This is a genomic window from Pseudomonas sp. 5.2 (assembly GCF_059025405.1).
Map to the genome: position 1 here is coordinate 166,612 of NZ_JBYBHH010000005.1, position 23,635 is coordinate 190,246.

At 60.9% G+C, this 23,635-nt stretch carries 25 protein-coding genes and 1 pseudogene; 19 read left to right on the forward strand and 7 right to left on the reverse strand.

The genetic code is table 11. The annotated features are described in order from the left end of the window. Positions 1 to 93: 93 nt before the first annotated feature. Positions 94 to 300 carry a hypothetical protein gene (locus AC5PZ0_RS09995; protein ID WP_027594850.1) on the forward strand — a complete coding sequence of 69 codons (207 nt, stop codon included), beginning with the start codon at positions 94 to 96 and terminating at the stop codon, positions 298 to 300. Between the two features lie 196 nt (positions 301 to 496). Here the strand turns inward: AC5PZ0_RS09995 and AC5PZ0_RS10000 are convergent, their stop codons facing one another. Then, on the reverse strand, positions 497 to 856 hold the full coding sequence (locus tag AC5PZ0_RS10000) for a hypothetical protein (protein ID WP_099429483.1): 360 nt from the start codon (positions 854 to 856) through the stop codon (positions 497 to 499). A gap of 189 nt (positions 857 to 1,045) precedes the next feature. Here AC5PZ0_RS10000 and AC5PZ0_RS10005 point away from each other — a divergent pair, with 189 nt between their 5' ends. The 3 genes from AC5PZ0_RS10005 (at position 1,046) to AC5PZ0_RS10015 (ending at position 2,067) form a co-directional block, all read left to right on the forward strand. After that, positions 1,046 to 1,267: a hypothetical protein gene (locus AC5PZ0_RS10005; protein WP_099429484.1), complete on the forward strand. Its 222-nt coding sequence runs from the start codon at positions 1,046 to 1,048 to the stop codon at positions 1,265 to 1,267. A gap of 78 nt (positions 1,268 to 1,345) precedes the next feature. Then, positions 1,346 to 1,807 carry a GNAT family N-acetyltransferase gene (locus tag AC5PZ0_RS10010; RefSeq protein WP_493854908.1) on the forward strand — a complete coding sequence of 154 codons (462 nt, stop codon included), beginning with the start codon at positions 1,346 to 1,348 and terminating at the stop codon, positions 1,805 to 1,807. 50 nt (positions 1,808 to 1,857) lie between these two features. After that, on the forward strand, positions 1,858 to 2,067 hold the full coding sequence (locus tag AC5PZ0_RS10015) for a hypothetical protein (protein ID WP_027594847.1): 210 nt from the start codon (positions 1,858 to 1,860) through the stop codon (positions 2,065 to 2,067). Positions 2,068 to 2,101: 34 nt separating this feature from the next. Here AC5PZ0_RS10015 and AC5PZ0_RS10020 read toward each other — a convergent pair whose 3' ends face one another. After that, entirely contained in the window at positions 2,102 to 2,401 is a 300-nt protein-coding gene (locus tag AC5PZ0_RS10020) for a hypothetical protein (RefSeq protein ID WP_027594846.1), read from the reverse strand. Between the two features lie 157 nt (positions 2,402 to 2,558). Here AC5PZ0_RS10020 and AC5PZ0_RS10025 point away from each other — a divergent pair, with 157 nt between their 5' ends. The 6 genes and pseudogenes from AC5PZ0_RS10025 (at position 2,559) to AC5PZ0_RS10050 (ending at position 8,326) form a co-directional block, all read left to right on the forward strand. Further along, positions 2,559 to 3,389: a hypothetical protein gene (locus AC5PZ0_RS10025; RefSeq protein ID WP_493854825.1), complete on the forward strand. Its 831-nt coding sequence runs from the start codon at positions 2,559 to 2,561 to the stop codon at positions 3,387 to 3,389. A 151-nt stretch (positions 3,390 to 3,540) separates the two neighbouring features. Next, positions 3,541 to 3,795, forward strand: coding sequence for a hypothetical protein (locus AC5PZ0_RS10030; RefSeq protein WP_027594844.1), 255 nt, complete (start codon positions 3,541 to 3,543; stop codon positions 3,793 to 3,795). A gap of 429 nt (positions 3,796 to 4,224) precedes the next feature. Beyond that, complete coding sequence (locus AC5PZ0_RS10035; protein ID WP_265969600.1) at positions 4,225 to 4,824, forward strand: hypothetical protein; 600 nt, start codon at positions 4,225 to 4,227, stop codon at positions 4,822 to 4,824. Positions 4,825 to 5,013: 189 nt separating this feature from the next. Continuing rightward, positions 5,014 to 5,363 (forward strand): annotated as a pseudogene (locus AC5PZ0_RS10040) (site-specific integrase). Between the two features lie 32 nt (positions 5,364 to 5,395). Beyond that, positions 5,396 to 6,982 carry an ABC-F family ATPase gene (locus AC5PZ0_RS10045; protein ID WP_027594842.1) on the forward strand — a complete coding sequence of 529 codons (1,587 nt, stop codon included), beginning with the start codon at positions 5,396 to 5,398 and terminating at the stop codon, positions 6,980 to 6,982. Between the two features lie 150 nt (positions 6,983 to 7,132). Next, entirely contained in the window at positions 7,133 to 8,326 is a 1,194-nt protein-coding gene (locus AC5PZ0_RS10050) for an MFS transporter (RefSeq protein ID WP_493854826.1), read from the forward strand. Here AC5PZ0_RS10050 and AC5PZ0_RS10055 read toward each other — a convergent pair. Further along, entirely contained in the window at positions 8,288 to 9,334 is a 1,047-nt protein-coding gene (locus AC5PZ0_RS10055) for an alpha/beta hydrolase family protein (RefSeq protein ID WP_493854827.1), read from the reverse strand. The two genes, AC5PZ0_RS10050 and AC5PZ0_RS10055, sit on opposite strands and share 39 nt — an antisense overlap. A gap of 197 nt (positions 9,335 to 9,531) precedes the next feature. Between AC5PZ0_RS10055 and yghU the strand changes: the two genes are divergently transcribed. From yghU to AC5PZ0_RS10075, 4 genes are all read left to right on the forward strand, one after another. Next, positions 9,532 to 10,371: a glutathione-dependent disulfide-bond oxidoreductase gene (gene yghU / locus AC5PZ0_RS10060; RefSeq protein WP_027594839.1), complete on the forward strand. Its 840-nt coding sequence runs from the start codon at positions 9,532 to 9,534 to the stop codon at positions 10,369 to 10,371. 137 nt (positions 10,372 to 10,508) lie between these two features. Beyond that, complete coding sequence (locus tag AC5PZ0_RS10065; RefSeq protein ID WP_493854828.1) at positions 10,509 to 12,215, forward strand: amidase; 1,707 nt, start codon at positions 10,509 to 10,511, stop codon at positions 12,213 to 12,215. Between the two features lie 73 nt (positions 12,216 to 12,288). Beyond that, positions 12,289 to 12,981, forward strand: a complete 693-nt coding sequence (locus AC5PZ0_RS10070) for a helix-turn-helix transcriptional regulator (RefSeq protein WP_027594837.1) — start codon at positions 12,289 to 12,291, stop codon at positions 12,979 to 12,981. Positions 12,982 to 12,996: 15 nt separating this feature from the next. Further along, positions 12,997 to 13,914, forward strand: a complete 918-nt coding sequence (locus tag AC5PZ0_RS10075) for a pyridoxal-phosphate dependent enzyme (RefSeq protein WP_454243632.1) — start codon at positions 12,997 to 12,999, stop codon at positions 13,912 to 13,914. A gap of 95 nt (positions 13,915 to 14,009) precedes the next feature. Here AC5PZ0_RS10075 and AC5PZ0_RS10080 read toward each other — a convergent pair whose 3' ends face one another. Then, entirely contained in the window at positions 14,010 to 14,468 is a 459-nt protein-coding gene (locus AC5PZ0_RS10080; RefSeq protein ID WP_099429499.1) for a metallophosphoesterase family protein, read from the reverse strand. Positions 14,469 to 14,669: 201 nt separating this feature from the next. Here AC5PZ0_RS10080 and AC5PZ0_RS10085 point away from each other — a divergent pair, with 201 nt between their 5' ends. The 4 genes from AC5PZ0_RS10085 to AC5PZ0_RS10100 all read left to right on the forward strand — a co-directional run bounded on the left by AC5PZ0_RS10085 (position 14,670) and on the right by AC5PZ0_RS10100 (position 19,706). Then, on the forward strand, positions 14,670 to 15,767 hold the full coding sequence (locus tag AC5PZ0_RS10085; RefSeq protein ID WP_027594834.1) for a carboxynorspermidine decarboxylase: 1,098 nt from the start codon (positions 14,670 to 14,672) through the stop codon (positions 15,765 to 15,767). Between the two features lie 31 nt (positions 15,768 to 15,798). Then, positions 15,799 to 17,043, forward strand: coding sequence for a saccharopine dehydrogenase family protein (locus AC5PZ0_RS10090; protein WP_493854829.1), 1,245 nt, complete (start codon positions 15,799 to 15,801; stop codon positions 17,041 to 17,043). Between the two features lie 144 nt (positions 17,044 to 17,187). Further along, positions 17,188 to 17,568 (forward strand): RidA family protein, encoded by a 381-nt coding sequence (locus AC5PZ0_RS10095; protein ID WP_099429500.1) that lies wholly within the window; start codon positions 17,188 to 17,190, stop codon positions 17,566 to 17,568. Positions 17,569 to 17,705: 137 nt separating this feature from the next. Then, a complete protein-coding gene (locus tag AC5PZ0_RS10100; protein ID WP_493854830.1) occupies positions 17,706 to 19,706 on the forward strand; it encodes a peptidase U32 family protein in 2,001 nt (666 codons plus the stop codon). Positions 19,707 to 19,895: 189 nt separating this feature from the next. Here AC5PZ0_RS10100 and AC5PZ0_RS10105 read toward each other — a convergent pair whose 3' ends face one another. Next, positions 19,896 to 21,218 carry a sigma-54 dependent transcriptional regulator gene (locus AC5PZ0_RS10105; RefSeq protein WP_027594830.1) on the reverse strand — a complete coding sequence of 441 codons (1,323 nt, stop codon included), beginning with the start codon at positions 21,216 to 21,218 and terminating at the stop codon, positions 19,896 to 19,898. A 342-nt stretch (positions 21,219 to 21,560) separates the two neighbouring features. On the opposite strand from AC5PZ0_RS10105, the gene AC5PZ0_RS10110 reads away from it, so the two are divergent. Further along, the gene (locus AC5PZ0_RS10110) at positions 21,561 to 21,827 is read left to right on the forward strand and encodes a hypothetical protein (RefSeq protein WP_013972506.1); all 267 of its coding nucleotides are present in this window, start codon (positions 21,561 to 21,563) and stop codon (positions 21,825 to 21,827) included. Between the two features lie 129 nt (positions 21,828 to 21,956). Here the strand turns inward: AC5PZ0_RS10110 and AC5PZ0_RS10115 are convergent, their stop codons facing one another. After that, complete coding sequence (locus tag AC5PZ0_RS10115; RefSeq protein ID WP_274883762.1) at positions 21,957 to 22,571, reverse strand: vWA domain-containing protein; 615 nt, start codon at positions 22,569 to 22,571, stop codon at positions 21,957 to 21,959. A gap of 53 nt (positions 22,572 to 22,624) precedes the next feature. After that, entirely contained in the window at positions 22,625 to 23,635 is a 1,011-nt protein-coding gene (locus AC5PZ0_RS10120) for a magnesium chelatase ATPase subunit I (protein WP_493854831.1), read from the reverse strand.

The window sequence follows — 23,635 nt, forward strand, 5'->3', positions numbered from 1 at the left end:
GCACCGGGCTATTCGTCGCTTGCCCATGAGCCTGCTTGATGGTTACCAACTGCCCGACTAATACTTAGGTCTCTGCCTGGGGAGGCACGAAACATGCAACCAAGATTCGTTATCGTTCCGGCGGTACCCATCGAAAAGGAGTCTTTCCGCGTCGGTAGCCGGTACTACGCAGCCACCGTATGCGGCGGGTTCGACATTTACGACAACCTGGCGAAGGAGCGGCTCAAACCCAGTTACCCGAACAGGACCGATGCAGAAGTGCAATGCCAGCGGATGAACACAAAACTCGAAGCACGATGAAGGGAAGTCGCCGAAGCCGGTGCGCTCAAATGACGTGTGAAGTACTTGCGGCCTCACCTCATGACCCTGCCCCGATTAATGCCGGTCAGTTTCGGCCAAGGGGGCCGCTGCGCGGCCCCATTCACCGCCGATGACGCTTAACTGACTGGCAGCCAGCTACCAACATGGGCGGTATGGGCGGCTCAGGTTACTGAGCTCATTCCAGGCACTCTCTTGCAGCCTGGCGCAGTTTGTCGCCCGAAAGGAAGCTGCCTTTGTAGAACGTGGCGCGGCTGCCGTCGCGCGACTCAACCACCTCGAGGACATCGTCGGAGGCCACTGCGCTTGGCGCGGTCAATCGATAACCGTGGGCGATCGATTTCTGGTTGGCGAGGGGCGCCAGTGCTTGCCACTTGGGCATTACACAGGCGGCATATTGTGCAGGGGTTTTGGAGGTCAGCTTACTGGCTGTGGGGTTACCCGGAGTTGCGCAACCGGCAAGGCTGGCAGTCAACAAGGTGCAAACAAAGATACGAAATGTAGGCATTTGCAATTGACCATTAGGGATACGGGGCATTCTACCCGGCGTTGCAATTTGGTTCCAATAAACCAAGGTCGTGGTGCATTTTGCTTATGAGTGAACATTCTATTGAAGCTTCACTAAAGCGGGCACCTGTTAATTCTGCTAGTAGCCAAAGCCGTGAAGCGGGTAGAGAGTGGCCGTGCGGATACACATTATCTTGAAGCACCACAAGGAGCGCTCCACATGCCACCCACTCGCACGTTTTTTTTCTACCAGAGCGATAACCTGAGCACAGTGAAAACAGGTGAAGAAAGCCGCGGTATCTTTCGGGGTGTAGCAAACATCGCGTATGCAGAACTGCACACTGACAATGCACAAAGTGCCTTGTTGGCAACGGACGATAAAGGCTCAGTCTTGCAGGTGCAAAGTAACGAAGGCGGCAAGTCGGACACTGACCAGCCTTAGCATGAAAAGCTTCACTTGCGTGTCCACTTGCTGGTTGTGTCATGATGCGCTGAACAGGTACTACCGCGCAGGATGCCCATGCCTCAGTTTGATTGGCTCGCGAACCACATGAACCATTGCAACGCCTTTGCTCAGTGGATTCATCAGCAATTCACGTATGAGTTCGACGGCATCGAGCTTTCGCGATGGCAGCATGAGTTCGCAGAAGGCCAGGGTAATGGCCAGTGGCAATGCCTGATTGCCCTGGAGCAAGGCCAGTTGTTGGGCGGAGCCGCTCTAGCAGCCCAAGACCTGCCTTCCCGTCCGGACCTCGGCCCTTGGCTTGCCTGCGTGTTCGTTGACCCGACAGCCAGAGGAGCCGGTATCGCCGAGGACCTGATTGAGCGCCTATGTGCCCATGCGCGCACTGCCGGCCTCGAAACCTTGTACCTGCACACCCATGATAAACAGGCTTACTATGCCAAGCGTGGCTGGACGGTGATTGAGCAGTTCGAAGCGTGGGGCAACCTGCAGTGGCTGATGTCACGCACGCTTCGCTGAACAGCCGGACAGGGTTGTAGACGCACACTTCAAGGAACGCACTCACGCTCATGGAACCGCTTCATACCATCAAAGCCGATCTCGTCAAAACCGCCGACCACCTGAATGAACTCAGCAAAGCCATGACCGGGCACGCCAAGTTCATGGAAGCGCGGGCGACCTCAGACAGCGAGATCGATGTACGCGCTCATATCAAGTCCATCGATGGGGTTGCCAGTGAGTTGAGGTCCGTCGCAGCGAAGATCAAGGATGAGACCTGACCCACGCCCAACCCAAGGCAACCTTCAGAGCTCGCTACTTAGCGCAGGCGAACTGTTCGGTCACGGGAATCGCATCGCTTGCTATCCGCCGCGCCCTGCCCACGCCCCACGCCAAGGCACGGGTCATTGATTCGCCTGGGCGCGAATCGAAAGCTTCTTCGTGAATGGCCATGCCACTGGGGGCATAAACCCCGATGAACATCTGCGTATTGCCTGTTCGCGACAGTCGCACCTGGACATCGATGTAGCTGCCGTCACTTAACGTTTCGTCGTGAGTCCGATGGTGAAGCGTTGGGTCAGCCCAGCCCCAGAAAACGTCGCCGCGAATCCGCATGTCGCCCCTCCTACGACTTTAGTTGTATACCTAAAGCCACCATAGCCAAAGGCAAACGGCGCGCAACTGTACTCAGTCGAAATGTGAGCTGAATCGGACAACTGGCAATCACCTGTAAACAAAGCGTTATTCGTTTGCCTACGCAGGCCATCACGTCATGCCAAATCAAGCACCGATAGTCGACGCCAGAGGTCGCTTGCACGGTGAATTTATGGCAATCTGCCGCGAAATCAAAAACGCAAAATCATGGAAACTAAATTTCAAGAGCACGCTAATGCCAGAAATTTCAGCAGATAACGCCAGCCTTATTCACAGCATTGCTACAACAACCGCCATCATTGCCGCCTTAGTCTCGGCCTGCGCGGTCATCCTGGCGCACCTGACGTCCGAGGTGCAAAGTAGCGAGTCAGACAGGTCCATGGCCGAGGCCAGCCAACTGATCGCCACAGCCAACCAGTCCGCCGCCCAGTCCCAGTTGAAAATCGAAGAGCTCCTGCAACAGAACGCGGCGTTGACGGCACAACTGGACGCCGCAAAAAAAGAGCGCCAGGCCATTGAACATCGCCTGCGGCCCAGAAAGCTGACAGCGCAGGCACAGGCCGCGTTCCAGGCATTGGCGGCAGCGCTCGCCAAAGACAAAGTAGCCCCAACCGTACTGCTCAATATCGTCAGAAACGACGACGAAGCGTTGGCGTTCTCCAAGCAGATCGCCGTTGCCCTGACCAAAGCGGGCGTGCGGGTACAAATAAAGCAGTTGATGCTCACCAAAGAGGCCACAGGCGTTCAGGCAGTGCTGTATGACAGCCCGGGAAGCCAGCAAATCGAACGTGCGCTGAGGGCCGCTAATTTTGCAACGGACATCAGTCGATCGTCGCAAACACCGAAGATCAATATTGATGATGACGACAAGCCTGCTATTAGTGCGTTTATCAACGTGTTTCCAAAAGAGATGTCGTTAACGGACACTGCAGCGCCGCACGCAGACTAAAACTAACGATCATGACTGGCCACCCATCCAGCATGGACGCAAAGCCAGTAACTAACACGCCCGGCTCCGTAGTAGCGTTGCGCATTCTACGAACTTCCAGGTCCGTTAACCGCAAGCCCACGGACCTGGGCGATTCAGACCAGGAGGTCCAATGCGTGTTGAGGTGATAGACCAAGCGGCGATAGATTCGGCGCTGATTGCGTTTGCCCGCTATAAAATCGGAGAAACAAAAATCTTCGACCTAGAGCGTGCAATGAGCTTTGAAGTGGGTGAGGCTTTGTCCAAAAGCGGACTGGTGAGGTTCACCATTACACAGTCAGTGTCCGGGCGCTACCGCATCAGCGATGAAGGCGAAAACGCCATCACGGACGCTGGGCGGGCGCGCCTTAAGGTGATCCGAGGGTAAGCCCGCTTTCATTACTCAGAACAGCCAGCCTAACCAAATAGATTAGGCGCCGCCCGCCAGCACCTCAGCATTTATCGTGAAGCTCGGCGGGCCAAGCGCTGAAAAAGCCATTCATTCCAGGCCCCCCACGTAGCGCCAGAGAGTGCCCCAATACTCGATCAGCCCAAGGATCTTTAGAACACTTGAAGGGCGTCAGTTCACTTCACGTGGATGTCTCTTAGCGCTGTGATCATTCTGTTTGGATAGATTGCAACTGCGCAATCTAAACATCAGCATAAGAGCGATTACGAACGCACACCCATTACAACCTGAAGACAGTAGGAAGTAATTATATACAATTAAAACAATCAAGCGCTTGATGCAGATCAAAACCACACTACGCTAAGGAGGCTATGAAAAACATCGCTTCTAATTTTCAAGGAGAAGAAAATGCCAGCACAAAGTTTGGTTCTTGCTCGCAATGATTTCGAGAGCATAATCGATGACATGGCCGCTCACTTTAAAAGCGACAGCAGGGCTCAGAGTTACAGCACTGAGTCAAAAGTACTGAATGAATTGTATGGCGGCTTGGAGCCTGTATCACTGGCCGTTAGCTCGCTGAGCGACAGTGGTAACGATCAAGTAATCAGCAAGTTTACGGGGGATTGCAAGGCCGATCTGAATACTGACAGCGCTGCCTTCCACAGCAAGACGTCGGACTATACGACTGCGCTGCAGTCCTCGCAGAACCAGGATGAATTTAGCCGAAGAATTGATGAAATGGCTGACAAAGCCAAAAGGGATAATGCCTCGGCCATTGACCGCTGGCGCGAAAAAGCCAAGCAGATCAACAAGGAAAACCCTGGGGCCGGCAATGCTATTCTTATCGCTTTCGAAAGCGTGTGCGCGTTGGCCAACAAGGTGTACAGTGCAATTGTTGATTTCTTCACCTCCATCGTCCAAAGCGTTGTTAAGTGGTTAGCTAACGCTTGGTCTTCGATTAAAAACTTCTTCTCTGATGTTTCGCACTTAATTTCAGGTTGGTTCTAGTTATCTAGGGTTTGCCCTCGCGTATTTTTACGCGAGGGCAGACCTTTGCAGAATAGGCGGCCGTACCGCTTCTCAGGTAAACACGTTAAAAAAAGGCACCGATGCTCTCCATCATCACCGGATAGCCTACTCGACGAGCGGGCCCTTAACGCCATCAAGCAAGCCCTGCAGTTCGCAACGCTCCAACGCATGGCGTGCAAGTCCGTGCCCCCTGCCAGCCCTTTCGTGGTCCAACCAAGCAAAGGTGGGCTGTGGAGCTGCGATCCAAGTGTTACAATCCGCCCATTCAAATCAGCGCTCAAGCGCTGGACATCCGTGATCGCCGTCAGTACGACACCCGCCACACCTACGCAACCCTGTGCCTGATGCCTGGGATGAACCCTGCGTTCATCGCGAATCAGCTCGGCCATAGCGTTGGAATGTTGCTCTCTACCTACGCGAAATGGATCAGCTCCTCCTCGGACTGGAGGGAGCTGGAGAAGCTGCCGCCCCGCGTCGAATTGGCCCAAAATTGGCCCAAAACTGACACGAGGGCCTAAATACACCTCTGGAACCCCCGCAGGACAAGCACTTGATTTCTACCGCCAACATCACCATGCAGTTCGGCTCCAAGCCGCTGTTTGAAAACGTTTCCGTCAAATTCAACAACGGCAACCGCTACGGCCTCATCGGCGCCAACGGTTGCGGTAAGTCGACCTTCATGAAGATCCTCGGCGGCGACCTTGAGCCGTCCGGTGGCCAGGTCATGCTCGAGCCGAACACCCGCCTCGGCAAGCTGCGCCAGGACCAGTTCGCCTACGAGGAATTCACCGTGATCGATACGGTGATCATGGGCCACGGCCAGCTGTGGAAGGTCAAAGCCGAGCGCGATCGTATCTACTCGCTGCCAGAAATGACCGAGGAAGACGGCATGGCCGTCGCCGAGCTGGAAACCGAATTCGCCGAGATGGACGGTTACACCGCCGAATCGCGCGCCGGTGAACTGCTGCTGGGCCTGGGTATCCCGCTGGACCAGCACTTCGGCCCGATGAGCGAAGTGGCGCCGGGCTGGAAGCTGCGTGTGCTGCTGGCCCAGGCGTTGTTCTCGGACCCGGACGTGCTGCTGCTCGACGAACCGACCAACCACCTGGACATCAACACCATCCGCTGGCTGGAAACGATCCTCACGGCGCGCAACAGCACCATGATCATCATTTCCCACGACCGGCACTTCCTCAACAGCGTCTGCACTCACATGGCCGACCTGGACTACGGTGAGCTGCGCCTGTTCCCAGGCAACTACGACGAGTACATGACCGCCGCGACCCAGTCGCGCGAGCAGTTGCTGTCGGACAACGCCAAGAAAAAAGCCCAGATCGCCGAACTGCAGACCTTCGTCAGCCGCTTCTCGGCCAACGCCTCCAAGGCCAAGCAGGCCACCTCGCGTGCCAAGCAGATCGACAAGATCCAGCTGGCCGAGGTCAAGCCGTCGAGCCGGGTCAGCCCTTTCATCCGCTTCGAGCAGACCAAGAAGCTGCACCGTCAGGCCGTCGTGGTCGAAAAAATGGCCAAGGCCTTCGACGACAAGGTTCTGTTCAAGAACTTCGACATCACTGTCGAAGCTGGCGAGCGCGTCGCGATCATCGGCCCCAACGGTATCGGCAAGACCACCCTGCTGCGCACCCTGGTTGGCGAAATGACGCCGGATGCGGGCTCGGTGAAGTGGACCGACAGCGCCGAAGTGGGCTACTACGCCCAGGACCACGCCCACGACTTCGAGGACGACCTGAGCCTGTTCGACTGGATGGGCCAGTGGACCTCCGGTGAGCAGGTGATTCGCGGCACCCTCGGGCGCATGCTGTTCTCCAACGACGAGATCCTCAAGTCGGTGAAGGTGATTTCCGGTGGTGAGCAAGGCCGCATGCTGTTCGGCAAGCTGATCCTGCAAAAACCGAACGTGCTGGTGATGGACGAACCGACCAACCACCTGGACATGGAATCGATCGAAGCACTGAACCTGGCGCTGGAAAACTACCCAGGCACGCTGCTGTTCGTCAGCCATGACCGCGAGTTCGTGTCCTCGCTGGCCACCCGCATCATCGAGCTGTCGCCGGACGGTGTCGTGGACTTCAGCGGCACCTATGACGACTACCTGCGTAGCCAGGGCGTCGTGGTCTGATGTAGTGCGCTCCGCCTGGTCGCGTTGAGTCGACCAGGCGGATCCCATGGATGGTTCATTCACCCGGAATAATTCGTTAGCCTGCTTTCATTTCCTTCGCGCAACGGCCATGATGAAACAACGCCCAACCGCCCGCCCGCGAAAGAGCCCATGACCGCGCAACAGTCCGCCCCCGCCAGCAATACCTCCAATATCACCCTGCAGATCCTGTCGATCGTCTTCTACACGTTCATTGCCTTCCTCTGCATCGGCCTGCCGATTGCGGTGTTGCCCAGCTATGTGCATGACCAGTTGGGCTTCGGCGCGGTTGTCGCCGGGATAACGATTGGCCTGCAATACCTGGCCACCCTGCTGAGCCGCCCCTTTGCCGGGCGGGTGGCGGACACGCTTGGCGGCAAGCAAGCGATTCGTTTCGGCTTGCTCGGCATTGCCAGTTGCGGGGTGCTGACGCTGTTGTCGGCCTGGACCCTGAGCGTGCCGTTACTGAGCCTGGCGCTATTGCTGGGCGGGCGCCTGCTGCTGGGCATCGCCCAAGGGCTGATCGGCGTGGCCACCTTGAGCTGGGGCATCAGCCAGGTTGGACCGGAGCACACCGCCCGGGTGATCTCGTGGAACGGTATCGCGTCTTACGGCGCCATCGCCATTGGTGCACCGGTCGGTGTGCTGGCGGTGGATGGCCTGGACTTCAGCGTGCTGGGGCCAACCTTGCTGGTGCTGGCGCTGCTGGCCATGCTGGTGCTGCGCAAACGCCCGGACGTGGTGGTGGTACGGGGCGAACGGCTGCCCTTCTGGTCTGCCTTCGGCCGCGTTGCGCCCTGTGGCCTGGGGCTGACATTGGCGTCGATCGGCTATGGCACGCTGACCACGTTCGTCACCCTCTATTACCTGGAACGTGGCTGGGCCGGTGCAGCCTGGTGCCTGAGCGCCTTCGGCGTGTGCTTTATCATTTCGCGGCTGTTGTTCGTCAATGCGGTCAACCGGTTTGGCGGCTACAACGTGGCAGTGGTGTGCATGGCCACCGAGGTGATTGGCCTGGGGCTGCTGTGGCTGGCACCCTCGCCGCCTTGGGCGTTGGCAGGTGCCGGGCTTACTGGGTTCGGCTTGTCGCTGGTGTACCCGGCACTGGGTGTAGAGGCCATCAAGCAGGTGCCGAGCAGCAGCCGCGGCGCTGGGTTGGGGGCTTACGCGGTGTTTTTCGACATGGCCTTGGCCATTGCCGGCCCGGTGATGGGCGCGGTGGCAGTGCACCTGGGCTATGCCTCTATCTTCTGCGTTGCCGCCCTGCTCGCCTTGGCAGGCGTTGGCTTAACGCTGCTTCTGGCGCGGCGCAGCCGACGCAGCTGAGCGCTCATCCGGTAGCGGTGCGCTGAGGGCCTGGCTGAAGAACGCTGCGGTGTCGCGTTGCAACGAGTGATGAATATGGCGGCGGTCAACGCCTTCGGCATCCTTGCACAGCGCCGGCATGCGGGCGTGTTGTTCTTCGTCGCAGCGCGCCATGAACACGAAATGCCCTGCGCCGGCCAGCAGACGGTAATCCGGCGTGACGGGCAGTTTGCGCGCCAACGCTTCGGCATTGCGGTCCACGGCCACCAGTTGGTCGCTGTCGCCGCTGTAGATCAGCACCGGGATGTGCACACTGGCCAGCGCATGGCGGCCAAACAGCAGGCTCAGCGGCGCCATCAGCATCGCCGCGCCCACCCGTGAATCGGCCTTCGGTGCCAGCTCGCTACGGTCGGCAATCAGCACGCCATGGGTCTTGCAGGCGTCGCCATCGCTGGGGCGCTCGAGGCAGTACTGGCGCAGGCGGTCCAGGTCGGGTTGCGCACCCGAGACGATCAGCGCCGTTTCGCCCCCGGCCGAATAGCCGATGACACCTACCTTGCCATCATTCAGGTAGGGCCCAAGCAGCGCGTCGTCACGGGCAGCCGTGATCGCGGCGCTGACTTGCAGCGGCCGGCCATAGAGGTTGCTCAAGGTACCCAGGCGACTGTGATCGCGGGCGTTGTCCCCCGGGTGCACCACCGCCACGACCACAAAACCCTGCCGTGCCAGCGCGGTGGCTAGGTAATGCAAGGCCAGCGGGCTGCCGGTATTGCCGTGGGAGAGCACCAGTAAAGGGAACTGCCCCAGGGCCACCGGGGCCTCTTCGGCGACGTCGAGCGGGTAGCCGTCGATGCGCATGTTATGGGGCACACCTGTCGCCGGGTAAAACGCCAACGCTTGCATCGGGCGATCATCGACAGGGTCGGCCAGGGTCATGTGGTGCAGGCCGGCGACCCAAGGCGTGGCCTGGGCGTGGGCCAACAGGCCGCCGAGCAGGACCAGCGCCAACACGCTGCGAGGGATGTTCATCGCCAGCCGTTCCGTGCAGGGTCAGAGATAGCGCCAGCATAGAGCCGCCGACGCCAAGGGCAGATGAAAACTGGATGAAACCCTGCATGCACGCAACGCCCGCGCCCAATGCAATTGCGCTTTTCCGAGAACCCATGGCATAGATGCAGGTCAACCGCTTTACCTGACCCTTTCGCGACCTTGAAGGAGCACCCTGCATGAGCAAGCACCCTTACGCCCCACCCAAGGTCTGGCGCAATGACGCAGCCTCCGGTGGCCAGTTCGCCAGCATCAACCGCCCGGTAGCCGGCCCGACCCATGACAAGGCGCTGCCAGTGGGCAAGCACCCCTTGCAGTTGTATTCGCTGGCTACGCCCAATGGCGTGAAGGTGAACATAGCCCTTGAAGAGCTGCTCGCCCTGGGCCACAGCGGCGCTGAATACGACGCCTGGTTGATCCGCATCGGCGAGGGTGACCAGTTTTCCAGCGGCTTCGTGCAGGTCAACCCCAACTCGAAGATCCCTGCCCTGCTCGACCGCAGTGTCGAGCCACCGGTACGGGTATTCGAGTCGGGCTCGATCCTGTTGTACCTGGCGGAAAAGTTCGGTGCGCTATTGCCCACGTCCGCCGCTGCACGTACCGAAAGCCTGAACTGGCTGTTCTGGCAGATGGGCGCGGCGCCTTACCTGGGCGGCGGCTTTGGCCACTTCTACGTGTACGCCCCGGAAAAGTTCGAATACGCCATCAACCGCTTCACCATGGAAGCCAAGCGCCAACTGGATGTGCTCGACCGCCGCCTGGCCGAAAGCCGTTATTTGGGCGGCGATGAATACAGCATCGCCGATATCGCCGTGTGGCCTTGGTATGGCGAGCTGGTGCGCGGCAATCTTTATGGCGCAGCAACGTTTCTGGCGGTGCACGACTACACCCACGTGCAGCGTTGGGCCGAAGAGATCGCCCAGCGGCCCGCCGTGCAACGTGGGTCACGGGTCAATCGCACCTGGGGCGATGAAGCCAGCCAAGTACCAGAACGGCACTCGGCGGCCGACTTGGATTGACCGTTCGGGGCCGCCTCGCGGCCCCGACAATGCTCGCCTGCATAAAACCATTTGCCCCTGCGCAAACCTGCGTCCGGCAATGCCTTCTTGTACACTCCTCGCACTAGCCCCCACCTGCAAAACTTTTTGGTGAACGCATGATCGAGGTAACCGAGGTTTCCATTGCCGAGCTGCGCGACGCACTCGAGTCGGGCCGCACGACGGCGGTCGAGCTGGTCAAGGCCTACCAGGCGCGCATCGACGCCTACGATGGCGCCGACACCGCTACCGCACTGAACGCCGTGGTGGTACGCAACCCAGACGCACTGAAGGAGGCTGAAGCCTCCGACGCCCGCCGCGCCAAGGGCCAGCCCCTGAGCCCGCTGGACGGCATCCCCTACACAGCCAAGGACAGCTACCTGGTCAAGGGCCTGACTGCGGCTTCCGGCAGCCCGGCCTTCAAAGACCTGGTCGCCCAGCGCGACGCCTTCACCATCGAGCGCCTACGCGCCGCCGGTGCTGTGTGCCTGGGCAAGACCAACATGCCGCCCATGGCCAACGGTGGCATGCAGCGGGGCGTCTATGGCCGTGCCGAAAGCCCGTACAACGCCGCCTACCTGACTGCGCCCTTCGCCTCTGGCTCGTCCAACGGTGCCGGCACCGCGACGGCCGCCAGCTTCAGTGCCTTTGGCCTGGCCGAGGAAACCTGGTCCAGTGGCCGTGGCCCTGCATCGAACAACGGCCTGTGCGCCTACACCCCTTCGCGTGGGGTGATCTCGGTGCGTGGCAACTGGCCGCTGACCCCGACCATGGACGTGGTGGTGCCTTATGCCCGCACCATGGCCGACCTGCTGGAAATCCTCGACGTGGTGGTTGCCGACGACGCCGACACACGCGGTGACCTGTGGCGCTTGCAGCCGTGGGTAACTATCCCGGCCGCCTCTTCGGTGCGCCCAGCGTCGTACCTGGACCTGGCTGTGGATGCCAGCGCGCTCAAGGGCAAACGCTTTGGCGTGCCGCGCATGTACATCAATGCCGACCCAGAAGCTGGCACCTCCGAGAAACCGGGTATCGGTGGCCCAACCGGCCAGCGCATCAACACCCGCGCCAGCGTCATCGACCTGTGGCAACAAGCGCGCCAGGCGTTGGAAGCTGCAGGTGCCGAAGTGCTCGAAGTGGACTTCCCGCTGGTCTCCAACTGCGAAGGCGACCGCCCTGGCGCCCCGACCGTGTACAACCGCGGCATCGTCAGCAAGGCATTCCTCCATGACGAACTGTGGGAGCTGTCGGGCTGGGCCTTTGACGACTTCCTGCGGGCCAACGACGACCCCAAGCTCAACCGCCTGGCCGATGTCGATGGGCCGAAGATCTTCCCGCACGACCCCGGCACCCTGCCCAACCGTGAGGACGACCTGGCCGCCGGCATGGGCGAATACGTCAACATGGCCAAACGCGGCCTGAAGACCTGGGACCAGATCGAAACGCTGCCCGACGGCCTGCGCGGCCTGGAGAAAACCCGCAAGCTGGACCTGGAAGACTGGATGGACACCCTGGGCCTGGACGCGGTGCTGTTCCCCACCGTGGCCGATGTAGGGCCAGCGGATGCTGACGTCAACCCGGCTTCGGCCGACATTGCTTGGAGCAACGGCATTTGGGTGGCCAACGGCAACCTTGCGATCCGCCACCTGGGCGTACCGACCGTCACCGTGCCCATGGGCGTAATGGCTGACATCGGCATGCCGGTGGGGCTGACCTTCGCCGGCCGCGCCTATACCGATAACCACCTGTTGAGCTTCGCAGCGGCCTTCGAGGCCACTGGCTCGCGCCGCATGATTCCACCGCGTACGCCAGCACTGGGCAAGTAAACTCGCCCGTCACATCGCCATTTTCAACGTATTGTGTAAAAATGCACAAACCGTTGAATTTGGCGATGCATTCATGCCGCTCTCTCCCCCTGAAGAACGTCAGCTCACCCTCACCGTTCTCAAGGCCGCTATCCAGGCTTTGGGCAGCGTTGCCGCGCGCAACATGGAAATCCTCCTGCACGACCTCGACCACCCGGAACACTCCGTGGTGGCGATCGTAAACGGCCACCTCTCCGGCCGTGTCGTCGGCAGCCCAATCCTCGCCGCGCCGGAGCAGGACCTAGGCTTCAAGGCCCTGATGCGGGCCACCGTGGAACAGCGCGGCTGTGCGCCTGTGGTCTTGCCGGATTACCCGACCACGCTCAAGGGCCGCACCCTGCGCAGCGCCACGGCCATTTTCCGCGACAGCACCGGCCACCCGTTCGCCAGCCTCTGCATCAATACCGACGTTACGGGGCTGGACGCTGCGATGAATTTTCTGCAGCAGTTACAGCCCCTGAGCGACTCGCCAGCGGTCAGCGAACCCGCCGACATGGCGCTGTTGATGAGCGAAATCATCCAGGGCGCACTGCAACGCAGCGGCCAAGGCCGGATGACCAAGCAGGCCAAGGTCGACGCGGTGCGGGTCATGCAGGAGCGTGGCTTGTTCATCGTCAAAGGCGGCGTGGAAAAGGCTGCCAGCGCCCTTGGGGTGACACGCTACACCGTTTACAACTACCTGGAGCAGTTGCGTGGCGAACAGCCGGCAGCGGCTCGTGAAGACTGAAGCTTGGAGCTAACGATGACTTTGCATATACAGACGCCGCTGATTGAATCCCGCCCGCTTTCGCTGGCGTCAGGCTGTACCGTTTGGCTCAAGCTTGAGGCAGTGCAGCCTTGTGGCTCGTTCAAGCTGCGTGGCGTGGGCCATGCCTGCGAAGTCCACCATGCCAGGGGCGCGCGCCATTTTGTGTCGTCGTCCGGGGGCAATGCCGGGCTGGCGGTGGCGTATGCCGGCCGCAAACTGGGGGTGCCGGTGACCGTGGTGGTACCCGAGACCACCACCGAGCGCGCCAAGCAACTGCTGCGCCTTGAAGGCGCCAAGGTGGTGGTGCATGGCAGCTCCTGGCAGGAGGCCAACGAGCTAGCCCAGACCCTGCTTGGCAGCGGCGACGCGTTCATTCACCCCTTCGACGACCCACTGCTGTGGGCCGGACATGCCAGCCTGATCGACGAAGTTGCCGCCACCGGGCTTAGGCCCGATGCGGTGGTGCTGTCGGTCGGCGGAGGCGGATTGCTCAGTGGCGTAGTCGAAGGGCTGAAACGCAATGGCTGGGATGATGTACCTGTGCTGGCGGTGGAAACTACCGGTGCCGCCTCGCTGCACGCAGCGGTGCAGGCTGGCCACCCGGTTGAACTTGAGCGCCTCGCCTCGGTGGCCACCTCCCTGGGTGCGAAGCGCGTTGCTGATCAGGCATTGGAATGCGCGCGTAACCATCCGCTGCACAACCATCTGGTCAGCGACCGTGCCGCACTGGAAGCCTGCGAGCGCTTCTTGCTCGATCATCGGGTATTGGTGGAGCCCGCGTGTGGGGCTGCATTGGCAGTAGCTTACGAAGCCGAGAAATTGGCCGAGTACAACAATGTGCTGATAGTGGTTTGCGGAGGTGCCACGGCGACACTGGCGCAGATTCAGGATTGGTTGAAGCAGGTCGATTGAGGTTGCCTGTTCCGGCCCTTTCGCGGGCAAGCCCGCTCCCACAGGAATAACTTTGCCCTGTAGGAGCGGGCTTGCCCGCGAAGGGGCCGAGGCAGTCAATCGAGCAAGGGAATGATGTTGGCGACTAACGCTTCTCCCTCTATTTCAATCACCGCCACCGTCACGGGCAATTTGAACCGTCGCGGCCCGGCGCTTCCGGGATTCAGGTAAAGCAGCCCGTTCCGCCAGTCGATCAGCGGCTTGTGCGAATGCCCGGTGATCACCACCCGCACAGCCTCATCGAGCTTGGCCGGCACATCGGCGATGTCATGCACCAGGAGTGCCTGCCAGCCCCCCATGTCGAAGCGCAGTTGATCGGGTAAGTCCGCCGCCCAAGGCCATTTCAGGTCATTGTTGCCGCGCACTACCCGCACCGGCGCCAGGGCCTCCAGCACCTCCAGTACGTCCGGTTTGCCGATATCGCCGGCATGCACGATCAGCGCACAACCGACCAGCGCATCCACCGCCTCTGGGCGCAATAAACCGTGGGTGTCGGCGATCACGCCAATTTTCATGCTTGCGTTCCTGGTCCAATGGAGTGGAGAGAAAAACGCCCGTGAGATCAGGATAGTCACACAGGCCTGTTCTAATGAGCCTCAAGCACCTGGGAAAATTCCAGCGAGCCTGACGAAAAGCGCATCTCGCCCTTTCGATCTGTAGCGAGTGAAGGCACAATGCGTGTCCTTTTTTTGGCCGGCCTTGCCGGGGGCCTTTAAATGATCAAGACGCCGTACTACCTCATCGATAAAACCAAGCTGCTGGGCAACATGGAGAAGATCGCGTATGTGCGCGAGAAGTCCGGTGCCAAGGCGCTGCTCGCCCTCAAATGTTTCGCGACCTGGTCGGTGTTCGACCTGATGCAGCAATACATGGACGGCACCACCTCTTCGTCGCTGTTCGAGCTCAAGCTCGGCCGCCAGAAATTCGCAGGCGAAACCCACGCCTACAGCGTTGCCTGGGCCGACGACGAAGTCGAGGAAATGCTCGAGAACTGCGACAAGATCATCTTCAACTCGATCGGCCAACTGCAACGCTTCGCCGAACAGTCCGAAGGCAAGGTTCGCGGCCTGCGCGTCAACCCGCAAGTCAGCAGCTCCGACTACCTGCTCGCCGACCCGGCACGCCCGTTCAGCCGCCTCGGTGAGTGGGACCCGGAGAAGATCGAGAAGGTCATCGAGCAGATCTCCGGCTTCATGTTCCACAACAACTGTGAGAACGGTGACTTCAGCCTGTTCGACAAGATGCTCACGCACATCGAAGAGCGCTTCGGCCACCTGCTGCACAAGGTCGAGTGGGTCAGCCTCGGTGGTGGCATCCACTTCACCGGTGAAGACTATGCAGTCGATGCGTTTTGCGCGCGCCTTAAAGCCTTCTCGGAAACCTACGGCGTGCAGGTGTACCTGGAACCGGGCGAAGCCGCCATCACCAACAGCGCCTCGCTGGAAGTGACCGTGCTCGACACCTTGTACAACGGCAAGCACCTGGCCGTGGTCGACAGCTCGATCGAAGCGCACCTGCTCGACCTGCTGATCTACCGCCTCAACGCCAAGATGGCCCCCAACGATGGCGAACACACCTACATGGTCTGCGGCAAATCGTGCCTGGCCGGTGACATCTTCGGCGAGTACCAATTCGATCGTCCGTTGGCCATTGGCGACCGCCTGTCGTTCATCGACACGGCCGGCTACACCATGGTCAAGAAAAACTGGTTCAACGGTCTGAAAATGCCATCCATCGTGGTCAAGCAGCTCGACGGCAGTGTCGAGGTGGTGCGCGAGTTCGGTTTCGAAGACTACGTTTCCAGCCTGTCGTAAGACCGGCTTTCAGTAAGGAGCAAGGGATAAATTGAAGAAGAACGTTCTTATCATTGGTGCAGGAGGTGTCGCCAAGGTGGTGGCCCACAAGTGCGCGCAGCATAACGACGAACTCGGTCGTATTGCCATTGCGTCGCGGAACATCTCCAAATGCCAGGCCATCATCGACAGCGTCAAGGCCAAGGGTAGCCTGAAGGTACCCGCCGACATCCAGGCCTTCTCGCTCAACGCCCTCGATGTCGAGGCGACCAAAGCACTGATCCGCGAGACCGAATCGCAGATCGTGATCAACGTGGGCTCTGCCTTCCTCAATATGTCGGTGCTGCGTGCCTGCATCGATACCGGTGTCGCCTACCTGGACACCGCGATTCACGAAGAACCGGGCAAAATCTGCGAGACGCCGCCCTGGTACGGCAACTACGAGTGGAAACACCTCGAAGAGTGCAAAGAAAAGAACATTACTGCCATTCTCGGCGTCGGTTTCGACCCGGGTGTGGTGAACAGCTACGCAAAACTTGCGCAGCAGCAATACTTCGACAGCATTGATTCGATCGACATCCTCGACGTCAATGCCGGTTCGCATGGCAAGTACTTCGCCACCAACTTCGACCCGGAAATCAACTTCCGCGAGTTCACCGGGCAAGTGTGGAGCTGGCAGAACAGCCAGTGGACCAGCAACACCATGTTCGAGGTCAAGCGTACCGACGACCTGCCCGTAGTAGGTTCGCAAAACCTGTACCTGACCGGCCACGATGAAGTTCACTCGATTTCGAAGAACCTCAACGTGCCGAACGTGCGCTTCTGGATGAGCTTCGGCGAGCACTACATCAATGTGTTCACCGTGCTGAAAAACCTCGGCCTGCTCTCCGAGCAACCGGTCAAGACCGCCGAAGGCCTGGAAGTGGTGCCATTGAAAGTGGTCAAGGCCGTGCTGCCAGACCCAGCCTCCCTGGCCCCGGGCTACACCGGCAAGACCTGCATCGGTGACTTGGTCAAGGGCACCAAGGATGGCCAGCCGCGCGAAGTGTTCATCTACAACGTGGCGGATCACGAAGAAGCCTTCGCCGAGACTGACAGCCAAGGTATTTCCTACACCGCCGGTGTACCGCCAGTGGCTGCCGCCCTGCTGGTCGCCCGTGGCGAGTGGGATGCCAAGCGCATGGTCAACGTCGAAGAACTGCCAGCCGAGCCGTTCCTCAAGGCGCTGGACGTGATGGGCCTGCCGACCCGCGTCAAAGATGAGAAAGGCGATCGTCCTTGGGACGCTGAAGCCTAAGCAACACAAAACAGGGCGCCTATCAGGCGCCCTGTTTTTTTGGGATGTGCCAGTGGTAACTGCGGCAGCGCCCTAACGACTCGACCCCTGCCGCCTGCTCGCGTACGCTTGCCGCTTTCCTTCCGTAGCAAGGCAAACGCGCCCATGGCAAACACAGACATCATCTACACCCCCGATCCGGACGCCGATTCCATTTCGTCCGACGTCGCCGAATACAACGGTGTGCTGGTCTCCACCCAGATCCCCACCCGCGCCGATGGCAGCCTCGAGCTGGGCGACATCGTTGCGCAGAGCGAATGCACCCTGCAGGCGCTGAAAGTAGCCCTGGAAAAAGCCGGCAGCGGCATGGACCGCGTGCTGCACCTGACCATCTACCTCACCGACATGGCTGAACGTGCAGCGTTCAACGAGGTATACCAGCGCTTCTTCAGCAAGCCATGGCCCGTGCGCGCCGCCGTTGGCGTGGCCTCGCTGGCGGTCGAAGGCATGCGCGTGGAAGTCACCGCGATGGCTGCCAAACGCTGATTCCCCGCTCGATCACTGGAGCGGCCTTGCCGCTCCTACTCCAGGTCGCGCCGCCTCTGGGCAGCGTAGGGATGCCACCAGCCCGTTTCACCGCTACAATGCCCGCCTAAACCGTGACCGCCCGAAACTATAACGACATGTCCCTTCCAAAGAATCACCTGGAACTGCTCAGCCCTGCCCGTGACGTGGCCATCGCTCGCGAAGCGATCCTGCACGGCGCTGATGCCATCTATATCGGCGGCCCGAGCTTCGGCGCGCGCCATAACGCCTGCAACGAAGTCAGCGAAATCGCCGAACTGGTCGAGTTCGCCCGTCGCTACCATGCACGCGTGTTCACCACCATCAACACCATCCTCCACGACAACGAGCTGGAGCCGGCGCGCAAGCTGATCCATCAGCTCTACGAGGCGGGCGTCGACGCCTTGATCGTGCAGGACCTGGGGGTGATGGAACTGGACATCCCACCGATCGAGCTGCACGCCAGCACCCAGACCGACATCCGTACCCTGGAGCGCGCCAAGTTCCTCGATCAGGCGGGCTTCTCGCAGCTGGTACTGGCCCGTGAGCTGAACCTGCAGCAGATCCGCGCCATTGCCGCCGAAACCGACGCCGCCATCGAGTTCTTCATCCACGGCGCGCTGTGCGTGGCCTTCTCCGGCCAGTGCAACATCTCCCACGCCCAGACCGGGCGCAGCGCCAACCGTGGCGACTGCTCGCAAGCCTGCCGCCTGCCCTACACCCTGAAGGATGACCAGGGCCGCGTGGTGGCCTTCGAGAAGCACCTGTTGTCGATGAAGGACAACAACCAGACCGCCAACCTGCGCGACCTGGTCGACGCTGGCGTGCGCTCGTTCAAGATCGAGGGCCGCTACAAGGACATGGGCTATGTGAAGAACATCACGGCCCACTACCGCAAAGAGCTCGACGCCATCCTCGAAGACCGCCCGGGCCTGGCCCGCGCGTCAAGCGGCCGCACCGAGCACTTCTTCGTCCCCGACCCGGACAAGACCTTCCACCGCGGCAGCACCGACTACTTCGTCAGCGACCGCAAGATCGACATCGGCGCGTTCGACTCGCCAACGTTCACCGGCTTGCCGGTGGGCGTAGTGGAAAAGGTCAACAAACGCGACATGCTGGTCACCACTGACGTGCCGCTGACCAACGGCGACGGCCTGAACGTGCTGGTCAAGCGCGAGGTGGTGGGGTTCCGCGCCAACATTGCCGAACCCCGTGGCGAGTTCGAGGAAGACGGCCAGAAGCGCTATCGCTACCGCGTCGAACCCAACGAAATGCCTGACGGCCTGTACAAACTGCGGCCAAATCACCCGCTGTCACGCAACCTCGACCACAACTGGCAACAGGCCTTGCAGCGCACGTCGGCCGAACGCCGAGTGGGTGTGGAATGGCACGCGGTGCTGCGCGAGCAGCGGCTGATGCTCACCGTCAGCAGCGAGGAAGGCGTCAGCGTGCAAGTGGCCCTGGACGGCCCGTTCGGCGCGGCCAACAAGCCGCAACAGGCGCTGGACCAACTGCACGACCTGTTGGGCCAACTGGGTACCACCCAGTACCACGCCAACGCCATCGAACTGGATGCCCCGCAGGCGTATTTCATCCCTAACTCGCAGCTCAAGGCCCTGCGCCGTGAAGCCATCGAGGCGCTGACCGCTGCTCGGGTCAAGGCGCATCCGCGCGGCGGCCGTAAAGCTGAAACCACGCCGCCTCCGGTGTACCCGGAGTCGCACCTGTCGTTCCTGGCCAACGTTTACAACCAGAAGGCGCGCGATTTCTACCACCGTCACGGCGTGCAGCTGATCGACGCGGCCTACGAGGCCCATGAAGAGCACGGCGAAGTGCCGGTGATGATCACCAAGCACTGCCTGCGCTTCTCGTTCAACCTGTGCCCCAAGCAGGCCAAGGGCGTGACCGGCGTGCGCACCAAGGTGGCACCGATGCAGCTGATTCAGGGCGACGAAGTGTTGACCCTGAAATTCGACTGCAAACCGTGTGAAATGCATGTGGTCGGCAAGATGAAAAACCACATCATCGACCTGCCGACCCCCGGCAGCGCGGTGGCCCAAGTAGTTGGCCATATCAGCCCGGAAGACCTGCTCAAGACCATCCCGCGCGCACCGCATTGATCGCCCCCTTGTAGGAGCAGCCTTGTGCTGCGAAGAAGCCGGCGGCAGCATCCAAGATCTTAAGTGCTGCCACCGCCCTCCCTTGTAGGAGCAGCCTTGTGCTGCGAAGAGGCCGGCAGCAGCATCCGAGATCTTAAGTGCTGCCACCGGCCTCTTCGCAGCACAAGGCTGCTCCTACACAGGCAGGCGTCAACGAATCTGGTGCTTGTGCAGCAGCCGATAGAATGTCGGCCGCGAGATCCCGAGTACTTTCGCAGCGATGCTCAAGTTGTCGCTGTGCCGGTTAAGCACATCACACAAAGCCTGGCGCTCTGCCCGGTGCTTGTACTCCTCCAGCGTACCCAGCGGCTGCTGCTCTTGCTCGATCTGCAAGCCCAGGTCCTGCGCCTCGATCTGCCGCCCCTCGGCCAATACCAGCCCGCGCCGCACTCGGTTGGCGAGCTCACGCACATTGCCCGGCCAGTCATGCCGGCCCATGGCCGCCAACGCATGGTCACTGAACGAGCGCGGCCTGCGCCCGGTCTCCAGGCTGTAGAAATGGGCAAAATGGCTGGCCAGCATCGACAGGTCACCATGCCTGTCTCGCAGTGGCGCCGTCACCACCTGCAACACATTCAGCCGGTAATACAGGTCCTCGCGAAAGCGGCCCTGTTCGATGGCTTTTTCAAGGTCCACGTGGGTCGCCGCCAACACCCGCACATCCACGGGGATAGGCTGGCTGCCACCGACCCGTTCAATGTGTTTTTCCTGCAGAAACCGCAGCAGGTTGGCTTGCAGTTCCAACGGCAAGTCACCCACCTCGTCCAGGAACAAGGTACCGCCATGCGCCGCCTCTATTCGCCCGGCCTTGCGCTGATGCGCACCGGTAAAGGCACCCTTCTCGTGCCCAAACAGCTCGGACTGGATCAGGTGCTCGGGTATCGCCCCGCAGTTGATCGCGATGAACGGCTGATCGTGCCGCTGCGACTGCCGATGCAGGGTGCGCGCCACCAGCTCCTTGCCTGTGCCACTCTCGCCACGGATCAAAACCGGCGACTCGGTGGGCGCCAGTTTCCCCAACAGTTTGCGCAACTCGCGGATCGGCCGGCTCTCACCCAGCAACTCGTGAACCGAGTCGTCCACCCGCACCGCACCCTTGCCACGCAGCCGCGCCATGCCAAAGGCACGCCCGAGGGTAACCTGAACGCGGGAAACGTCGAACGGCAAGGTATGGAAGTCGAAAAACCACTCGCAGACGAAATCACCGACGTTCTGCATGCGCAATTGCTCGGCGCTGAGCACGGCGATCCACTCGGTATTGCTGCGCTTGATCATGTCCTTGACCGCGTCGGGATGGCGCAGGTGCGACGCCTGCAGCCGCAGCAGGCCAACATCGCAGGCGTGGTCCAGGGCAGCGCCGAGCATACAACTGTCCACATCCCAGCCGGCACTGCGCAGGCCTGGCAATAAACGGTGGCAGTCGTCGCAGGGGTCGACGATGAGCAAACGGCGTTGGGAAGCGGGTTGCTGCATGACCGTTCCTTGGCGCCAGAGTTTGGTTTTGTGAAGTAAAACAGCAAGTTGTGGCGCCCAATTAACAGTAGCAACGAACTTGACGGTGCCCAGTACCGTCTGTCTGCCGAATCATTTTTTTACAAACCCTGACGGGAATTTTCGCACTTTATCGACATCCCATGGCGGCGCAGGCAAGAACGGATTCAACCTTGAAACAAATTTTTACACCCAATGTGTGACTTGCCCCCGGACAACGAGCATCAGTACACATAACCCCGCGCTGCATATCGCGATGATTGAGGCGAATTTAAAGCAACGCGGACTTCACTTCGATGTTTGGGACCATAGAGAGACCGAACCATGAATGCCCCGCTCCGTGTCAACGAAGCACTGCTGATTGCCGACCACGCCTTCGAACCTTTCCAGTGCGTAGCCTGGGATGCGCCCAATGGTACTGGTGAATTGAGCCTGGCAGTGATCGACCGGACCAGCACCCGCATCGGCAGCAAGCAAGTGTCCTCGCGCATTTATTCCGACCCTGCGCAATGGGCCAGCCTGATCGAGGAAGTGCGCGCCGAGCTGTGCGAAAAAGGTTATGACCTGCAACCGTGGTCGATGCCAAAGTAATTGCGATTGCCCCTCCAAGTGCGTGCCCTGCCACGCACTTGTGCAACTTCTCAGTTGCTGCCTCTGCAACTTTTCTTATTGCGACACCTTATTGCGACATTGTGTCGCAGTATCACGCCGCACTGTTATTCAATCCACGACCTTGAAGTGTTCCAGGTGCTGATAATCGGCCTGCAGTTGCACAGCCAATTGTTGCGCACGGCCCAGACGAACGGGCGCCAGCTCCATGTCGACCAGTAGCGTGGCACAGCCCATCGGTTGCACGTTATCCGAGTGCTGCAGCCGACCGTCGGTAAATACCAGGCAGCGCACAGCTTCATGAGGGTGGGCCTGCTGCCGCGCCTGCAGCCACTGCCGCGCTTGCTCCAACGCGGCGATCAACGGTGTACCGCCCCCTGCCCCCAGTGCTTGCAACCAGGGCTGCAAGGCCGCCGAGGCCTTGAGGCCGTGTCGCTGCCACTGCGGCGTCTGCCCGCTCGCTGTCAGCAGGGCCAACCGCGCCCGCTGACGGTATGCCTGGTCGAACAACGCTGCCAGCAAACCTTTGGTCTGCGCCAGCGCCTGGTGGCGGCGGGTTGAGGCCGAGGCGTCGACGATCACCAGCCACAGTTCGCCAGGCTGAGCCCTGCGCTGTTGCCAGCAGAGGTCTTCACGCAGCCGTGGCCGCCCCTTGAGCAAAGTCGGCAGCCAGGCTACTCGGCCCGAAGTGGTGCTGTGTACACGGCCACGGCTGGCACCTTTCAACTGCCCTGCACGTGGCCTGGCATCCGTCCCTTGGGCTTTTCGCTGGCGGATGCTCAGGGCTTTTTTGCCCAGTTCGGCACCTCACGACGCGCACCACTGGTCACTGGCTGTGGTGGCAGCGCGCCCCAGTCACCCTGCCCGCCTTGGCTGCCCTGGCTGCTTGCGCTCTGCTGGCCCGTCTCAGGCGGTGTCGAAGGCGGCTGCTGCTGGGGCGATACACGGCGACGATGGCGCAAAGCGAACTCGGCCACCGCCTCGACATCGGCTTCATCAATGGCCTCGCCGCCGCGCCAGGCACAGTGCGCGCGTGCTGCGCGCAGCCAGACCAGGTCCGCCCGCAGGCCATCGACCCCGGCGGCGTAGCAGCGCTCGGTGATCCAGGCCAGGGCCTGGTCGTCCAGGGCAATCTGGGCGAGGTCGTGGCGCGCCTGCTGGCAGCGCTCGCGCAGTTGCGCCTGGGCAGTTGCCCATTGCGCGCAGAAGGCCTGGGGGTCGCTGTCGAACGCCAGGCGGCGGCGGATGATCTGCTGGCGCGCCTGGGGCTCCGGCAAGCCTTCGAGGGCCACATTCAAGCCAAAACGGTCAAGCAGCTGCGGTCGCAACTCGCCCTCTTCCGGGTTCATGGTGCCAATCAGCACAAAACGCGCGCTGTGCCGGTGCGAGATGCCATCACGTTCGATGCGGTTGGTGCCGCTGGCGGCCACGTCGAGCAACAGGTCGACGAGGGTATCGGGCAACAGGTTGACCTCATCCACGTACAGCACGCCGCCATCGGCCTGGGCCAGCACACCGGGTGAAAACTGGGCCTTGCCCTGCCCCAACGCAGCGTCCAGGTCGAGGGTGCCGACCAGGCGCTCTTCACTGGCGCCCAACGGCAGCGTGACGAACGGCCCCTCGCCGAGCAAGTCGGCGAGGCCACGGGCCAAGGTACTCTTGGCCATGCCGCGCGGGCCTTCAATCAGCACGCCACCGATCTTCGGGTCGATGGCGGTCAGGCACAGGGCCAGTTTCAGCGCATCGGCACCGACCACGGCGGCCAGCGGAAATTGTACGGGTTCACTCAT

Coding starts and splice junctions, on each gene's coding strand:
- AC5PZ0_RS10025 (WP_493854825.1), top strand. CDS start 2,559: ATGCCAAATCAAGCACCGATAGTCGACGCCAGAGGTCGCTTGCACGGT.
- yghU (WP_027594839.1), top strand. CDS start 9,532: ATGAGCAAGCACCCTTACGCCCCACCCAAGGTCTGGCGCAATGACGCA.
- AC5PZ0_RS10110 (WP_013972506.1), top strand. CDS start 21,561: ATGAATGCCCCGCTCCGTGTCAACGAAGCACTGCTGATTGCCGACCAC.
- AC5PZ0_RS10050 (WP_493854826.1), top strand. CDS start 7,133: ATGACCGCGCAACAGTCCGCCCCCGCCAGCAATACCTCCAATATCACC.
- AC5PZ0_RS10005 (WP_099429484.1), top strand. CDS start 1,046: ATGCCACCCACTCGCACGTTTTTTTTCTACCAGAGCGATAACCTGAGC.
- AC5PZ0_RS10120 (WP_493854831.1), bottom strand. CDS start 23,635: ATGAGTGAACCCGTACAATTTCCGCTGGCCGCCGTGGTCGGTGCCGAT.
- AC5PZ0_RS10105 (WP_027594830.1), bottom strand. CDS start 21,218: ATGCAGCAACCCGCTTCCCAACGCCGTTTGCTCATCGTCGACCCCTGC.
- AC5PZ0_RS10010 (WP_493854908.1), top strand. CDS start 1,346: ATGCCTCAGTTTGATTGGCTCGCGAACCACATGAACCATTGCAACGCC.
- AC5PZ0_RS10055 (WP_493854827.1), bottom strand. CDS start 9,334: ATGAACATCCCTCGCAGCGTGTTGGCGCTGGTCCTGCTCGGCGGCCTG.
- AC5PZ0_RS10030 (WP_027594844.1), top strand. CDS start 3,541: ATGCGTGTTGAGGTGATAGACCAAGCGGCGATAGATTCGGCGCTGATT.
- AC5PZ0_RS10015 (WP_027594847.1), top strand. CDS start 1,858: ATGGAACCGCTTCATACCATCAAAGCCGATCTCGTCAAAACCGCCGAC.
- AC5PZ0_RS10075 (WP_454243632.1), top strand. CDS start 12,997: ATGACTTTGCATATACAGACGCCGCTGATTGAATCCCGCCCGCTTTCG.
- AC5PZ0_RS10035 (WP_265969600.1), top strand. CDS start 4,225: ATGCCAGCACAAAGTTTGGTTCTTGCTCGCAATGATTTCGAGAGCATA.
- AC5PZ0_RS10020 (WP_027594846.1), bottom strand. CDS start 2,401: ATGCGGATTCGCGGCGACGTTTTCTGGGGCTGGGCTGACCCAACGCTT.
- AC5PZ0_RS10065 (WP_493854828.1), top strand. CDS start 10,509: ATGATCGAGGTAACCGAGGTTTCCATTGCCGAGCTGCGCGACGCACTC.
- AC5PZ0_RS10095 (WP_099429500.1), top strand. CDS start 17,188: ATGGCAAACACAGACATCATCTACACCCCCGATCCGGACGCCGATTCC.
- AC5PZ0_RS10080 (WP_099429499.1), bottom strand. CDS start 14,468: ATGAAAATTGGCGTGATCGCCGACACCCACGGTTTATTGCGCCCAGAG.
- AC5PZ0_RS10000 (WP_099429483.1), bottom strand. CDS start 856: ATGCCCCGTATCCCTAATGGTCAATTGCAAATGCCTACATTTCGTATC.
- AC5PZ0_RS10070 (WP_027594837.1), top strand. CDS start 12,289: ATGCCGCTCTCTCCCCCTGAAGAACGTCAGCTCACCCTCACCGTTCTC.
- AC5PZ0_RS09995 (WP_027594850.1), top strand. CDS start 94: ATGCAACCAAGATTCGTTATCGTTCCGGCGGTACCCATCGAAAAGGAG.
- AC5PZ0_RS10100 (WP_493854830.1), top strand. CDS start 17,706: ATGTCCCTTCCAAAGAATCACCTGGAACTGCTCAGCCCTGCCCGTGAC.
- AC5PZ0_RS10085 (WP_027594834.1), top strand. CDS start 14,670: ATGATCAAGACGCCGTACTACCTCATCGATAAAACCAAGCTGCTGGGC.